Origin of the sequence: Mycoplasma sp. 2248, assembly GCF_034863245.1 — a bacterium.
In the GTDB taxonomy this organism is placed as follows: Bacteria; Bacillota_I; Bacilli_A; order Mycoplasmatales; family Metamycoplasmataceae; genus Mycoplasmopsis.
In genome coordinates, this window is the sequence record NZ_JAYFFC010000012.1 from 1 (window position 1) to 14,254 (window position 14,254).

Below are 14,254 nucleotides of genomic sequence, written 5' to 3' on the forward strand. Positions count from 1 at the left end.
AGGATTAGAAAAAATCAGCAGTTTATTTGCTGATTTTCTTTTTCTATTCTTCTTCTACTTCAACTATGTGAGCTTCTTGTGCTCCCTCGATTAAATGTGGAGTTTTAGCTTCAACAGATTGTGGTGCACTATCTCAATTAACTTTGTTCATTTTCTTAGTTAATTTGAATTTTTCAACTTCATCAACTAAGTATCTGAATTTTCTTTCAAGATCATTTGTAAGTAAGTTTTCAAGTGCATTAGCTGAATCTTGAATTCTTTCAACTTGTTTCTTCATATCAGTTGCAACTTTATTAAGTGCATCTAATCTTGTTTCTAAAAGTTTCTTTTTGAATTGTTCAAATTCTTCAAGAATTTTCATTTTATCTCTAAGTTCAACAAAATTGAATTCAGAAGCCTTTAAAAACATATAACGTTGTAGTTGCAACATTTGAATCATAAATGGTAATCTTATTACTCAAACTTGGTTCTTGTTATCTTTATCTCTTTCAATTTTTACAAGAAAGTCATCTTCTTTTTCCAATTCAGTAACCAGGAAAGCAGTTTCTGCGTGACGAGCTTTTTGATCTTTGATTAATTTATTTATGAATTGTGAGTTCTTTTGTGAACCATTTTCTGTTTCTGATTTTGCTTCAATAACAACAGAACCAATTTTCACTCTATTATTATTTTCGTTCTTGTAGAAAGTAACTAAGAAGTCTGGTTTTGTACCATCAATATTAGTTGTTGTTTTTTCATAATCAACTAAATCATCCAAGTTCGTGTATTGATCTAATAAGTGAGCGATTTGTTCTTCAAAGTTTTCTCCAACTCTCTTTGAAGATAATAATGATTTACTTGTTTTAAGAGCATCAATTGCGACGTTGGCAGCTTCTAATTTATTTTGAACTTCAATTTTTTCTTTTTTAAGCTCATCAATTTGCTCTTTAAAATTGTTTTTTAATTCTTCGATAATTTGATTATTCTTAACTTGATTTTCTTTTTCTAATTCTTTTTTGTATTCTTCTTTAGCCTTCTCTATTGCCTTAATATTATTTACTTCAAGTTTGCTTTTCTCAGCTTCGATTGTTGAATTCATTGAAGCCTTTAATTCACTTAATTCTGTATTTAATTGACTATAAGCTTCTTTTTGTCTTTGCATCTTCTCTGTAAATGTAATTTCCAATTCAGATTTTACGTTCCTGATTTCTTGTTCTTTAGTTTCTTCTAGATTCTTAATATTTGATTTTAATGCTGCAATTTCTGCATCCTTAGTTGATTGCAATTTAAGTTTCTCGACTTCAATTGTAGAATTCATTGATGTTTTTAATTTATTTAATTCTGTTTGCAAATTAGCAAGTTTTTTATTATACTCATCAACTAGACCTTGTACGTTTACCTTATATTCAGGTAAATTTGTAAGGTTTTCAAGTAATTCTTTTTCTGCCTGCTTTTTAATGTCATAATTTCTTTCATTATTGATATTACTACTCAAAGCGAATAACTCACCACTACTTAATGTTGATAAATCAATAATATCACCTGGATAAGCATTTTCATTTATAATTAATTCCAAAGGTCTTTCTTCATTTAATTTAAATTTAATCTCTTTCATTTTAACACCCCTTAACTTATATATCTTATTTTAATGCTATCACTTTATTCGATTTAATATCAGCTAATATTTAAAATTTGCAGTCTTATTTTTTAGTCTTATTTGCAAAATTAAATAAAAAAAGCAAATGATTCTCACTTACTTTTCTAACTTTTTGAATAAATCAACAATTTTTTCTACTGATAATTGTTGAATTCTTAAATTGTCATCATACCCTAATTGTTCAAATATATTAAGAATATGATCTTTTGAATATTTATTTTGTAATGAATAAGAAAGTTTCTTTCTTCTGTTTTCAAAGCATAATTTGAAGAAATCCTTAATTGAATTTCATTCATCTAATGAAACATTATTTTTAAATCTCAAAGATAAAATAGCTGAATCCACCTTTGGGGCAGGTGAAAAAGCATTTGCAGGAACGATAAATTCTAATTTACAATCAGCTAAAAATTGTGATGAAACTGATAACTTTGAATAATCTTTAGTATTAGGTTTAGCACAAACTCTTAGCGCTACTTCTTTTTGAACCATTACTAATACACCTTCAAAATTATCTTTGTTTTCAAATATTTTAAATAGGATATCAGTTGTTATGTAATAAGGAATATTAGCAATAATGAAAGTGTCCTTAAAATTAGTTATATCAGCTTCCAGGAAGTCTTGATGAATAAGTTTAAAATTAGGATTGTTTATGTCTTTATTTAGAACATCAACCATATCAGAATCAATTTCAAAAGCAGTTACATAAGCGCCAGCATTTAAAAGATAATTAGTTAAGGCACCTCTACCAGGTCCTATTTCCAACACTTTTTGTTCTTTTACATCAAATACATTGATTATCTTACGTAAAATGTTTTGATCTTTTAAGAAGTTTTGTCCAAACTTCTTTTTTGCATAAACTTCTTTTTTATTTTGCATTATAAATTAAATAAAGTCCTTAAGTTTTTATTAATTCTATCTGTGAATTTATCCATACCCACTTTTTTGATTCCTGCTATGTAGTAAGCGACAAATAAAACTGTATTTGGTTCATTTTTTTGTTCTGTATATGGATGAACTCTTAAGAACGGGGCGTCAGTTTCTGTAAGAATTCTTTCAAGTGGTAAAAACTCAATAATATCTCTAGTTTGGTTTGTTGTTCCATATGTAACAGCGCCACTAAATGAAAAATAAAGATTTTTAAACTCTAAGAATTTTTGTGCTCATTCCATATTTCCAGCAAATGTATGGAGCATAACTTTGATGTTAGGAAACTCTTTTAAAATATCATAAACATCTTGGTAAGCTTGGTATTGGTCCATTTTATCTCTAATGTGAACAACAATTGGTAGGTTTAATTCTTGTGCTAATTTGATTTGATTTCTAAATGATTTAATTTGATTTTCTCTTGATGGAACACCTTCTTCATAGAAGTAATCTAATCCAATTTCTCCAATCCCAACAATAGTCTCATCAATTAAATCTTTATATCTTAAATAATCATTCTCATCAATTCCATCTTCAGGATGAATTCCAATAACAGGTTTAATTAAATCAGGATACTTTTTAGCTAACTTGATAACTTCTTTGTTTTCTTCAGCATGACCACCATTAACAATCATAAATTCAAGTCTATTAGCATAAGCTTGCTCACAAATCATATCAATAATATCTTCGTGTTTGTAAGCAGTTATTGATAAATGATTATGTGCATCAACAAATTTATTTTTCTTTGAACTCATATTATTTACCTAAACAGAAAGTGCTGAACATAACATCTAATAAGTCTTCTCTGTTTACATTTCCTTTAATATTCTGTAATTGATCTCACGCTGCATATAAATCAATGATAACCATATCAAAAGTCGCATAGTTGTCAAGAGCATTTTCAGCATCCTTAAGTGAATTTAAAGCTTGCTTAATAAGTGAAAGTTGACGTGTATTTGAAAAAATACGCTCATCTAAAATGTTGATATTTTGGAAGTTTGAAACTAAACCTTGTTCTAATGCTTCAATATCATTATTTAAAGCAGAAATATAAATAACATTATCATCTAATGATTTCTCTGAATTGAGCAAGTCTTTTTTGTTCATAACTTTTAAATAGAACTTGCTCAACTCTTTTGATTTTTGCTCAATTAATTTATCAAAATCATCTTCAGGTTCATTTGCAGATACAACGTGCACTATAAGGTCACTTTTTTCAATTTGATCTAATGATTTTTGAATACCAATTTTTTCAATAATTTCTTGAGTGTTTCTTAAACCAGCAGTATCAACAAGTTTAAATAACATATCGTTAATTTTGTAAGTAGCTTCAACTAAATCTCTTGTAGTTCCTGCGATATCTGTAACAATTGCTTTATCTTCTGATAAAAGTGTATTTAAAATACTACTTTTTCCAACGTTAGGTTTTCCTAAAAACGCAACTTTAACACCTTCAAAAACATATCTAGAATCCTCTGAAATTTTCACTATTTTTTCTAGCTCACTGATTAAAACAGAAATTTTCTCTGACATATTGATTGAATCTAAACGTTCAACATCATCATACTCAGGATAGTCAATATTAACTTCAGCAAGACCAATTAAAACAGCAATCTTATTTAAAAACTCATCAATTAAACCTGAAGTTTTACCCTTGAATTTATTAACCGATGCAAGTGCTTGAGATGAAGTTTGAGCCATAATTAAATCGTGAATAGCTTCAGCTTTAATTAAGTCCATTTTTCCATTTAAAAAAGCTCTTCTAGTGAATTCACCACGTTCAGCTAATCTGGCACCATTTTCAAGTAATAAACTTAAAACTTTGTTTGTAACAACAATTCCACCGTGACAGTTAATTTCGATTAAAGGTTCGCCAACATAGTTATTGAATACATCATTACCATTTGCATCTTTTTTACCAACAAATGACATAACTAAAACTTCATCAATAAGTTGTCCATTATCGTGAATGAAACCATATGAAATTGTGTGATCTGCGCCAATTTTTCCTTTAAAAACTTTAGAAACAACATTTACTGCATCAGGACCACATACACGAACAATTGAAATTGGTTGATTTATATGAGAACCTGAGCTGATTGCTGCAATTGTATCATTAGTCATATTGTCTCCTTTCTTATAAATACAATAAAACTAGCTAAAAAGCTAGTTTGACATTTATTTATTCATTAATTCTTCTTGTTTTTCACTTGTAATTTTGTCGATTTTACTAATTTCTTTATCAACTTCTTTTTGAATAACATCTAAGTATCTTTTTTGTTCGTCCTCTGATAACTCTTCATCAGCTTTGATAGCTTTATTAACATCTTGACGAGCATTACGAACACCTACTTTAGCATTTTCGGTTAACTTAGATAATGATTTAACCATTTCCTTACGTTTTTCAGTTGTAAGAGGAGGGAAGTTTAATCTAATTTGACTTCCTTCATCAATTGGCATAACACCTAAGTTTGCTTTTTCAAGAGCTTTATTAATTTCCTTAACTGATGTAATATCGTAAGGTTTGATTAATAATTGTTGTGGCTCAGGAACTGAAATGTTTGATAATTCTTCAAGCGGTGTAAGTGTGTCATAGTAATTGACACGAATACCTTTGATCAATTGAGGGTTAGCTCTACCTGTTGAAATTTTTGATAATTCAAAACGGTAATGTGAAAGTGCTTTTTCTGCTTTTTCAGCAAAATCTAATAAATAAATATCTAATTCCATTATTTAGTAACCTCTGTATGTTTGATTTTTCCTTCAAGTGCATTTAAAATTGAATTTTCTTCTAATAAGTTAAACACAATTAAATTAATATTGTTGTCTCTAGCCATACTTGTGGCTGTTAAGTCCATAACTTGTAATTTCTTTTCTAAGATTTCATCATAAGTGATGTGATCATAATGTTTTGCATCAGGATTTTTCTTAGGATCTGAATCATAAATTCCATCAGTTCCATTTTTACCCATTAAAATAACTTGAGCACCAACTTCTGATGCATATAATGTTGCCGCTGTATCTGTTGTAAAGAACGGACGACCTGTCCCTCCAGCAAAGATAACAACTTCACCATCTTCTAAGTATTTGATTGTTTTTTCATTAACGTAATATTCAGCTACTCTTTGATCAATGTTTAATGAACTTTGAACTCTAGCTTTAAGTCCAACGCGCTCGAAACCACTACCTAAGGCAATAGCATTCATAATTGTAGCAAGCATTCCAATATAGTCAGCTTTATTTCTATTAATTCCATTTTTTTCAGCAGAAGCACCCCTTCAGAAGTTTCCTCCACCAATAACTACTGATACTTGTATACCTTTAGCTACAATTTCTTTAAGTTGTAATGCAATTTTGTGAACTAAGTCATAGTCAATTGCTAAATGTTTTTCTTTGTTTGCAAAACCTTCTCCAGAAAGTTTTAAAAGAATTCTTTGATACTTAATCATCACTACCTCTATTTAACAAGTTAAGTTTTTATTATTTAATATAAATAATAATGTTTAAACTAATTATATAGAAAAAAGATTTTTCAGTCTATTTTTTTTAACTTTTTCCAGAATCCCTAAATTTAAGGATAAAAACTGCAATTTTTCACTTTTTTACGGAATTTTTCACAATTTTTCTTACAAATTACCGTTTTTTAAAAAATACTTTATAATTTATAAACATATTTTACAAATATGTTGTATTTTCAATTAATATTCCTATGCCATAGGAATAAAATTTTCCAAAAATAATTTAAAGAAAGAGGTAGATTATGGCAGCAGAAAAAGAAAAATTTTTATTTGCTATTGACTTAGATGGTACAACACTTCAATCTAGTGCAACAGGCGTTATCCACGACAGAACACTTAGCGCAATTAAAAGAGCAACAGAAGAAGGGCACGTTGTATGTATCCTTACAGGAAGACCTTGAAGAAGTACTAAATTCATTTATGAATCATTAGGTCTTAACACAATCGTTGCTAACTACAATGGAGCGCATATTCACCATCCATATGATCAAGAATTCATCCCTTACATTAAATACTTAAACTTAAACGAAGCATTATACATTTTAGGTGATCCTAAAGTTAAAAAAGAAGTTTCAAACATCGCTATTGAAGGACCGGACTGAGTTCAATTAGATCACCGTGATGAAGAACTTGAAAAAGTTTTCGGATTTAAAACAAGTTCAAAATTACGTATCGGTTTAGACTTATACAAAATTCCTTTAATGCCTACAGGAATTATCTTTGACGTTAAAGAGACAACAAACATTGAAGAACTTAGAAAATACCTTAAATCAAGATATGGTGACTTAGCTGAATTCTCATACTGATCAAAAGGAGAAGGTTTAACACCTGTTTTCGATATGACTAACATTACAGCTAACAAAGGTAAAGCTTTAAGTATGTTAATTAGATACTACGACGTTAAAGTTGAAAACACAATTGCATTAGGAGATGGATTTAACGACGTTCCTATGTTTAAAATCGCAAACATTTCAGTAGCTATGGCTAATGCTTCAAAAGACGTTAAAAAATATGCATCAATTAGAATTTCTAAAACAAACAAAGAAGGTGGGGTTGGAGAATACATTCACAAATTCTTAGACAATCCACAAGCCGAGATAGAAAAATCAAACGCACGTAAAAGAAAAATTCAAGCTATCGAGGAAGAATAATGAAATATATTGATGATATCAAACAACTTAATGTTGATTTAGAGCAAGTAATTGGAGTTGATGAAACAGGGGTTGGTGATTACTGAACACCGCTTGTTTCTTGTGCAGTTTATTTACCAAATAAACTTAAACAATTTGTTGCTTCATTAGGTGTAAAGGATTCTAAAAAACTATCTGATAAACAAATTTTATCTTTAGCTCCTAGATTAATGGAATTTCTTGAATATTCCGTTTACACACTTACACAAGCTGGATATAACAAATTAAGCAAGTCTTATAATGCTAATGAACTTAAATTTTTCACTCACGCAAGTGCATTGAGTACATTGGCTAAAAAATACAAAATTCAAGCAACTGCAATTATTATTGATAAATATTCAACAACTAATTCAATATTAAAATATCATCAAAAATTCTTTATTGAAAATAACTGAGCTAAATTAAATGAGTTACAATTACCAACATTGCTAGTTAATAAAGCTGAAGACATTCACTTATCAGTTGCATGTGCTTCAATTATTGGAAGATATCACTTATTACAATATATGGAAGAACAAAGTAAGAATTGAAATTTCAATTTCTTACTTGGTGCTAGCAAGAATGTAGTTGCTCAAATCCACGAGTTCACACAGACTTATGGTGAAAGCTCATTAAACTCTGTTTTAAAACTTAATTTTAAGCTTAAATAAAAATGAATAGACCTTATACACTGGTCTATTCATTTTTTTAGTTCTCTAAAACTTTTCCACTTAAACGATTTCTTTGTAAGTCAATTTCAGTGATTTCAGAGTTAATCACTAAACCTGGATAATACTTATCAAAGATTGATTCATTTCGATTTAAGTTTAAATTACTTACGTGAATAAATAAGTTTTTCTTGATTCCGATATAAACAAATATACCAAAATCAGTAATATTTTCAACAGTTCCTTGAATTGTATCTCCAACTTTTAAATCATTTACATCTAACACACTGTCTTTTAAGATAAATCCTGATTTATTATCAACAATTTTTTTAGTAGGACTTGCTAATGATTGAAGTATCAATTCAACTGTATAAATGTCTGAATTTAACTCATCAGCAATAGATTGTGCATTTAAGTTAGAAACATCTATACCTTGTTCACTTGGTTTTAAGTTAAATTTTTCAACAATTTTTGATGCTAATTTATATGATTCAGGGTGAATTATTGTTTTATCAAAAAAGTTTGATGAAGTGAATATTCTTAAAAAACCTACTGACTGTTCAAAACTTTTTGGACCTAACCCCGGAACTTTAAGAAGTTCATTTCTGTTTTCGAAATTTTTACTTTCTTTACTATTTCTGTATTCAATAATATTTTGAGCTATCTTCTTACTTAAACCTGCTATATACATCAAAATATGCTTTGTAGCAGTGTTTAAGTCAACTCCAAACTCATTAACTACCTTTTGCACTTTGAAGTTTAAATATTGTTCTAATTCTTTTTGATTTAAGTCGTGTTGATATTGACCGACACCAATTGATTTAGGATCAATTTTTACTAACTCATTTAATGGATCCAAGAATTTTCTACCAATATTAATCGCACTTCTTTCTTCAACACTCAAGTTAGGGAATTCTTCGATTGCAATTTGTGAAGCTGAGTACACGCTAGCTCCAACTTCAGAAACAATAGCATATTTAACCTTTAAATTGTTTTGTTTAATAATATTAGAAATAAATAATTCAGTTTCTCTTGAAGCTGTTCCGTTTCCAATAACAACGATAGTAATTTTATATTTGTTAATAAAATCTAAAACTACTTTAGTTGCCTCTGCCACTTTTTCTTGTGGTTTATTAGGGTAAATTTTAGCAATACCTAAAACATCTCCATTTTCAGATAATGCAGCTATTTTACATCCATTAACATACGCAGGGTCAATGGCTAAAATATTGTGGCCTGTAATTGCTGGAGCAGTTAATAATTTTTCAACTGAATTTGCAAATATGTTAATACTTGCTTTTTCAGCTATTTCAAATAAGTCACTAAAGATTTCTCTCTCTACACTAGGTAAAATAAGTCTTTTGAGTGAATCATTAATCGCATCAATAACATTGTCTTTATTGTTTCTTGTTTTATCAATAGCTTTTAAAATGATAATAACTAATGGCTCTTGTTTATACTCAAATTCAAGTTTAAGTTTATCTAATTTAACACCTCTATTAATTGCTAATACATTGTGGTTTTTAATGTATTTAATAGGTGTTGAAAAATCATAGTAATTTAAGAATACTAAATCATCATTTTCATCATTAACTTTTTTAGACTTTGTTGTTTTAATTCTTCCAAAATTGTAGATTGATTCTTTAATTTGATTTTTAATTTCTACATTCTGTGAAATTCACTGTGCAATAATGAAATTAGCTTGCTCAATAGCGAATTCGACTGTAGGAACTTGTTCTGTTAAATATTTTTTAGCTTCTCTTGCAACGTCAAATTGAGGACTTTTATTCTCAAAAATTCTCTTTGCAAGTGGCTCTAAACCGAGTTCAATAGCTTTTGTTGCTTTTGTGATTTTACCAACCTTGAATGGTTCATAAATTGACTCTAATTCGCTTTTGACAGTTGTATTTAAGATTTGTTCCTTAAGCTTGTCTGTAAGTAAATTCTTTTCACTTAGAATTTTAATAATTGCTTGTTGTCTATCTAAAAGCTCTTCTTTGTATTTGTAAATAGATTCAATTTGATAGATTTGTTCTTCATTAAGCCCACCAGTTTGTTGTTTTCTATAACGTGAAATGAATGGAACTGTATCTCCATTAGATAACATTTCTAATACTGTTTGAACTTGATTTGTAGGAATGTTTAATTCTTTTGAAGCTAACTCCAAGGCTAATTCGTTATTTTTCATATTATCCTTTCCTATTAGAAACAAAAGAATCACTTTAAGAAGTGATTCTTAAGATTATTATTGTTTATTGTCGTTTGATTTATTTGCTTCTTTTTCTGGTGTTGTCATTGAGTCTGCTCTAAAGTTTTTAAATGCAATAACTTTAACAACAAATGGGTTTACAACTCTTTGTGTGAATCCTTGAATAAATGCATAGAATACTGGAGCTAATAAATCCCCTAATAACATAGCAAATGTTGCGTAAACTAATGAATCAAATGCAAATGAATTTTTTAATTGTTCTAATGTTACTGAAGTATCGAAGCCAAAATCAGGGGCTATTTCAGTAATTTTTGTTTCTAAATGTTTACCAACATGAGTTTCTGATGTAAAGAATGCAGGTAATTGTTGAGCTAATCCTCTAGCTGGGTTAATAGCTGCTGTGGCACCTAAAATTCCCATTCATACTGATAATGAAATAATGAACATAATCATTAAATCACGGTATTTATTGTTAATGTTTGGTGAAAAAATTGGAAATAATAAGATAGCTGTCATAACTAACTCAACAAAGAAAATTCACGCTGTTCCACTTGCTAAAACGTGGTTTGCTGATGGATTTGAACCTTTTTCTAATTCTGCAACAAAAGAAGCTTTGTAAGCGCCAATTGCAGTAATTGGGGCATTAGGTAAATGATCTTTCCCTACTGATAAGTATCCAAATAAATAGATAAATCCTGCAGCAGCAAATGCTCCTAAGAATTGAATTGCAATTTTATATAAAGCATAGTAACCATTATTTCTACCGTTTATATAACGATAAATAGTTACAGCTGGGTTAAGGTCACAACTTCAACGTAAGAAGATGAATAACACTACCCCAACAGCAATAAATCCTGCATAAAATCCAACAATGATTTTATGTAACATATATTCTTCAGCAACTTTACCTGAAGATGTGTAAATTGATAAACCTGCTAATGCAAGTGATAAAAAGATTGTTCCGATAAATTCTGATAAACCGTGGATGATTCAAGTTTTTAAATCAGCTGGTTTCTCAGCATTTTGTCTTTCTGATGTTCTTAATTTAAAGAAGCTAAATAAATCTTTGAAAAAGCTATTTTTCTTAATTAATAATTCCTGTGTATTAACCATTTTGTATTTTTCCATTCTCTAATAAAACTAATGCTTTTGAGTAATCACCTGCTTGCGCAGCATCTGCATTTTCTAATGTTGTTTTAGCTATTTGAGTTAAAGCTAAATCTGTTAAGAATGCTTGGTGTGATGTTACTAAAACGTTGTCCATTTCGATTAATTCTGCTCATTGAGGATCTTGTTCTTTAAGTTCTTTAATTCTTGAAGAAATGTCTTCGTAAAATCTTCCTTCTTCTCTTTCTAAAACGTCAGTTGCAAATCCACGAACTTTACCTGATTTAAGCCCATCGATCATTGCTTGTAATTCAATAATTTCTCCTCTGGCTGTGTTGATAATAATTGCTCCCGGTTTAAGCATATCAATAGCAGCTTTATCGAATAAGTATCTTGTTGAAGGTAATAAAGGACAGTGGATTGAAATAAAGTCTGAGTTTTGTAAGATTTCTGAAAATGAAGCTCATTCAAATCCAAATTGTTCAGCTAATTGAGGGAAGTTATCTTGAGCAAATGCATCAAATACTAAAACTCTAGCACCTGTTGCTTTAGCAATTTTAATAAATGTTTGTCCAATTTTTCCTGAACCAACAACCCCAATTGTTGAGTTCCCAACACAAAGTCCATCAAGTCCATTTAATGAGAAGTTGTAATCTTTAACTCTTTTATTAGCAATTAAAAGATTTCTGTTAAGTGCTAATAATCCTGCAAAAGCAAATTCACCAATACTTTCAGCTGAGTAGTTAAAAATTCTGTAAACGTGAATTCCTAACTCGTTAGCTTTAGCAACATCAATTTTGTTGTATCCCATTGATCTTTGCAATCAAACTTTTACACCCATTTTTGCTAAGACTTCTAAAATTACTTTGTCACCATAAGTATTAACAAACCCACATACAGCATCGTAACCTTTAGCTAACTTAACTGTATCTAAGTTTAAGTTTTCTTTAAAAAAAGTAATTTCGTGTCTTCCATCATTATATTTTTCAAAGTATTTAATATCGTAATCTTTAGAATCGAAAAATGCAATTCTCATATTTTCTCCTAGATAAAAATGAATAAAAATAAACCTAATAATTTTTAAAGTAATTATATTAAATTTATACTAAAACAAAGGCTTTTTATTTAAACTAAACTAATAGTGTGCTAGGTATAAAAATAGTTCATTTTCAGCTAAATTTACTATTGTAAATAGGAGGAGAAAATGAACTTAATATTATTTTATTTATCTAACTTACACAAGGGAAATAACTACATAATTTATAAAAATCTTAAAAGCATTCCTAAAATCGATATGAATCTATTAACACAATGAGTAAAAGAGTATGTGAAAAGGAAAATAAAGTTTATCACCATTTTAGATGAAGAATATCCTTTGAATTTAAACATTATCAAATATCCACCTTATGTGCTTTATGTGTACGGAAACACTACGCTACTTAAAAACAAAAATAAAGTTTATCTAGTTGATGAAAGAAACCTGCTAGGTAGTTTTAATTCTGAAAAACAGCTTGAAAATATGGTTAATTCTCATGTGTTAATTACCAATGACTATAAAGAAAGTGAAAAATCTATTGTTGATTTTTATAGAAATCACAACGGTTCAATTATTCACATTCTAAAAGAAGGTTTTAATGATGAGATTTTAAAACAAACCTTAAAACCAAATGAACTTTATATATCTCAGTATCCCTTAAATTGTCATCCTAGAAGAGAATATTTTAAACAAGCAAATTTATTAAGTTCTTTATTAAGCAAACAATTTATTTCATTCTCGTTAAAAGGAGACTCAAAAGCAATACAGTTAGTAAATCACTTTGCTGATATTGGTAAGGATATAAAATGTTTCCCTAGTGATGATTTTGGTGATTTGAATAATCAGCTTATTAAGTCCGGAGCTACTTTAATTACTTCTGTTACTGAAATTTAGAAATAAAAAACGTGTCACATAATTGCTGTGGCACGTTTTACTATATAAATTAAAATTAGTTTTGTCTTTCAGGATATACAGAAACATACTTTCTGTTTCTTCTGCTTTCGTATTTTACGTATCCATCGATTTTTGAGAATAATGTATCGTCTCCACCACGACCAACATTTTGTCCTGGGAAAATTTTTGTTCCTCTTTGACGGTAAATGATTGATCCTGCTGTTGCAAATTGTCCATCACCTAATTTAGCACCTAAACGCTTACTATGAGAATCACGACCGTTACGGGTAGAACCACCGGCTTTCGTGTGTGCCATATTCTAATTACCCTTCGATTTTTGTAATTTTAACACGTGTGTAAGGTTGACGGTGTCCTAATTTTCTTTTGTGAGTAGACTTTGCATTGTGACGATATACAACAATTTTCTTTGCTTTCCCTTGTTTTTCGATTGTTCCGTAAACTACAGCATTAGATAAGTAAGGTCTTCCTACTTTATCGTTAACTAATAAAACTTTGTCAAATTTAACTTCTGAGTTTTCTTGACCTTCAAGTTTTTCAACGAAGATTGTTTGACCTTCTTTAACTAAAAGTTGTTTTCCACCTGATTCGATAATTGCAAACATGCAATACCTCCAAAATGTGGCTCGTCTTTGAGGTGGCTTTTGCACTTGATGAACCTCTTTAGTACGGTTACAAATGTAACATGCTTATTATATAGCAATAAAGTAAAATTAGTAAGTTTTTTTAGTCTAAAAATATAGAAGTTATACAAATTTTTTCAATGAAATCTTGACTTTGAATTGAAAAATTATGAATAGTGATTTTTTTAAAATAATAAGTAATTTTCAATTACATTAGAAGTTTTCTTAACAGTATTATCTCACTTGAATTCTTGATCTTTACCTTTAACTGAACCTGAATTTGATGTAAATGACTTAAATAAACCAAGAATAGATATTGCGCTTTGAACTATCGATGGAATTAACGGAACTAAAGCCGCAAACGAAAAACCAGGTTGAATTTGCGAATACTTTTCTTTTTCTATTGGTTTTAGATCATTAAGTTTCATAGTTAACCTCCTTTCACTTATATA

At 29.1% G+C, this 14,254-nt stretch carries 15 protein-coding genes; 3 read left to right on the plus strand and 12 right to left on the minus strand.

The genetic code is table 4. The features are described from left to right. Nucleotides 1-43: 43 nt before the first annotated feature. The 6 genes from VBM91_RS02950 to pyrH all read right to left on the minus strand — a co-directional run bounded on the left by VBM91_RS02950 (nt 44) and on the right by pyrH (nt 6,009). The gene (locus VBM91_RS02950; RefSeq protein WP_323189223.1) at nt 44-1,594 is read right to left on the minus strand and encodes a DUF2130 domain-containing protein; all 1,551 of its coding nucleotides are present in this window, start codon (nt 1,592-1,594) and stop codon (nt 44-46) included. A 138-nt stretch (nt 1,595-1,732) separates the two neighbouring features. Further along, nucleotides 1,733-2,512: a 16S rRNA (adenine(1518)-N(6)/adenine(1519)-N(6))-dimethyltransferase RsmA gene (gene rsmA, locus VBM91_RS02955; RefSeq protein WP_323189224.1), complete on the minus strand. Its 780-nt coding sequence runs from the start codon at nt 2,510-2,512 to the stop codon at nt 1,733-1,735. Further along, nucleotides 2,512-3,315: a TatD family hydrolase gene (locus tag VBM91_RS02960; RefSeq protein ID WP_323189225.1), complete on the minus strand. Its 804-nt coding sequence runs from the start codon at nt 3,313-3,315 to the stop codon at nt 2,512-2,514. Before VBM91_RS02960 ends, rsmA begins: the two co-directional genes overlap by 1 nt. 1 nt (nt 3,316) lies before the next feature. Beyond that, nucleotides 3,317-4,684, minus strand: a complete 1,368-nt coding sequence (gene mnmE / locus VBM91_RS02965) for a tRNA uridine-5-carboxymethylaminomethyl(34) synthesis GTPase MnmE (protein WP_323189226.1) — start codon at nt 4,682-4,684, stop codon at nt 3,317-3,319. Between the two features lie 54 nt (nt 4,685-4,738). After that, nucleotides 4,739-5,290 carry a ribosome recycling factor gene (gene frr, locus VBM91_RS02970; RefSeq protein WP_323189227.1) on the minus strand — a complete coding sequence of 184 codons (552 nt, stop codon included), beginning with the start codon at nt 5,288-5,290 and terminating at the stop codon, nt 4,739-4,741. Then, nucleotides 5,290-6,009: a UMP kinase gene (pyrH, locus tag VBM91_RS02975; protein WP_257089064.1), complete on the minus strand. Its 720-nt coding sequence runs from the start codon at nt 6,007-6,009 to the stop codon at nt 5,290-5,292. The genes frr and pyrH overlap by 1 nt, the downstream gene beginning before the upstream one ends. 311 nt (nt 6,010-6,320) lie before the next feature. On the opposite strand from pyrH, the gene VBM91_RS02980 reads away from it, so the two are divergent. Both VBM91_RS02980 and VBM91_RS02985 read left to right on the plus strand, forming a co-directional pair. Further along, entirely contained in the window at nt 6,321-7,229 is a 909-nt protein-coding gene (locus tag VBM91_RS02980) for a Cof-type HAD-IIB family hydrolase (protein ID WP_257089066.1), read from the plus strand. After that, on the plus strand, nt 7,229-7,918 hold the full coding sequence (locus VBM91_RS02985) for a ribonuclease HIII (RefSeq protein WP_323189228.1): 690 nt from the start codon (nt 7,229-7,231) through the stop codon (nt 7,916-7,918). The genes VBM91_RS02980 and VBM91_RS02985 overlap by 1 nt, the downstream gene beginning before the upstream one ends. Before the next feature lie 37 nt (nt 7,919-7,955). On the opposite strand, the gene VBM91_RS02990 is transcribed toward VBM91_RS02985, so the two are convergent. Genes VBM91_RS02990 through VBM91_RS03000 form a run of 3 tightly spaced genes read right to left on the minus strand, consistent with a single transcriptional unit; the run spans nt 7,956 to nt 12,267 of the window. Continuing rightward, complete coding sequence (locus VBM91_RS02990) at nt 7,956-10,103, minus strand: Tex-like N-terminal domain-containing protein (protein WP_323189229.1); 2,148 nt, start codon at nt 10,101-10,103, stop codon at nt 7,956-7,958. Between the two features lie 57 nt (nt 10,104-10,160). Beyond that, a complete protein-coding gene (locus tag VBM91_RS02995; RefSeq protein WP_323189230.1) occupies nt 10,161-11,252 on the minus strand; it encodes an aquaporin in 1,092 nt (363 codons plus the stop codon). Then, nucleotides 11,230-12,267 carry a 2-hydroxyacid dehydrogenase gene (locus tag VBM91_RS03000; protein WP_323188725.1) on the minus strand — a complete coding sequence of 346 codons (1,038 nt, stop codon included), beginning with the start codon at nt 12,265-12,267 and terminating at the stop codon, nt 11,230-11,232. Before VBM91_RS03000 ends, VBM91_RS02995 begins: the two co-directional genes overlap by 23 nt. Nucleotides 12,268-12,435: 168 nt before the next feature. On the opposite strand from VBM91_RS03000, the gene VBM91_RS03005 reads away from it, so the two are divergent. Then, complete coding sequence (locus VBM91_RS03005) at nt 12,436-13,161, plus strand: DNA-processing protein DprA (protein WP_323189231.1); 726 nt, start codon at nt 12,436-12,438, stop codon at nt 13,159-13,161. Between the two features lie 55 nt (nt 13,162-13,216). Here the strand turns inward: VBM91_RS03005 and rpmA are convergent, their stop codons facing one another. From rpmA to VBM91_RS03020, 3 genes are all read right to left on the minus strand, one after another. Beyond that, nucleotides 13,217-13,477: a 50S ribosomal protein L27 gene (gene rpmA, locus VBM91_RS03010; protein WP_257089078.1), complete on the minus strand. Its 261-nt coding sequence runs from the start codon at nt 13,475-13,477 to the stop codon at nt 13,217-13,219. Nucleotides 13,478-13,484: 7 nt separating this feature from the next. Further along, nucleotides 13,485-13,784: a 50S ribosomal protein L21 gene (gene rplU / locus VBM91_RS03015; RefSeq protein WP_257089080.1), complete on the minus strand. Its 300-nt coding sequence runs from the start codon at nt 13,782-13,784 to the stop codon at nt 13,485-13,487. A 203-nt stretch (nt 13,785-13,987) separates the two neighbouring features. Then, nucleotides 13,988-14,230 carry a hypothetical protein gene (locus VBM91_RS03020; protein WP_323188723.1) on the minus strand — a complete coding sequence of 81 codons (243 nt, stop codon included), beginning with the start codon at nt 14,228-14,230 and terminating at the stop codon, nt 13,988-13,990. Nucleotides 14,231-14,254 lie beyond the last annotated feature (24 nt).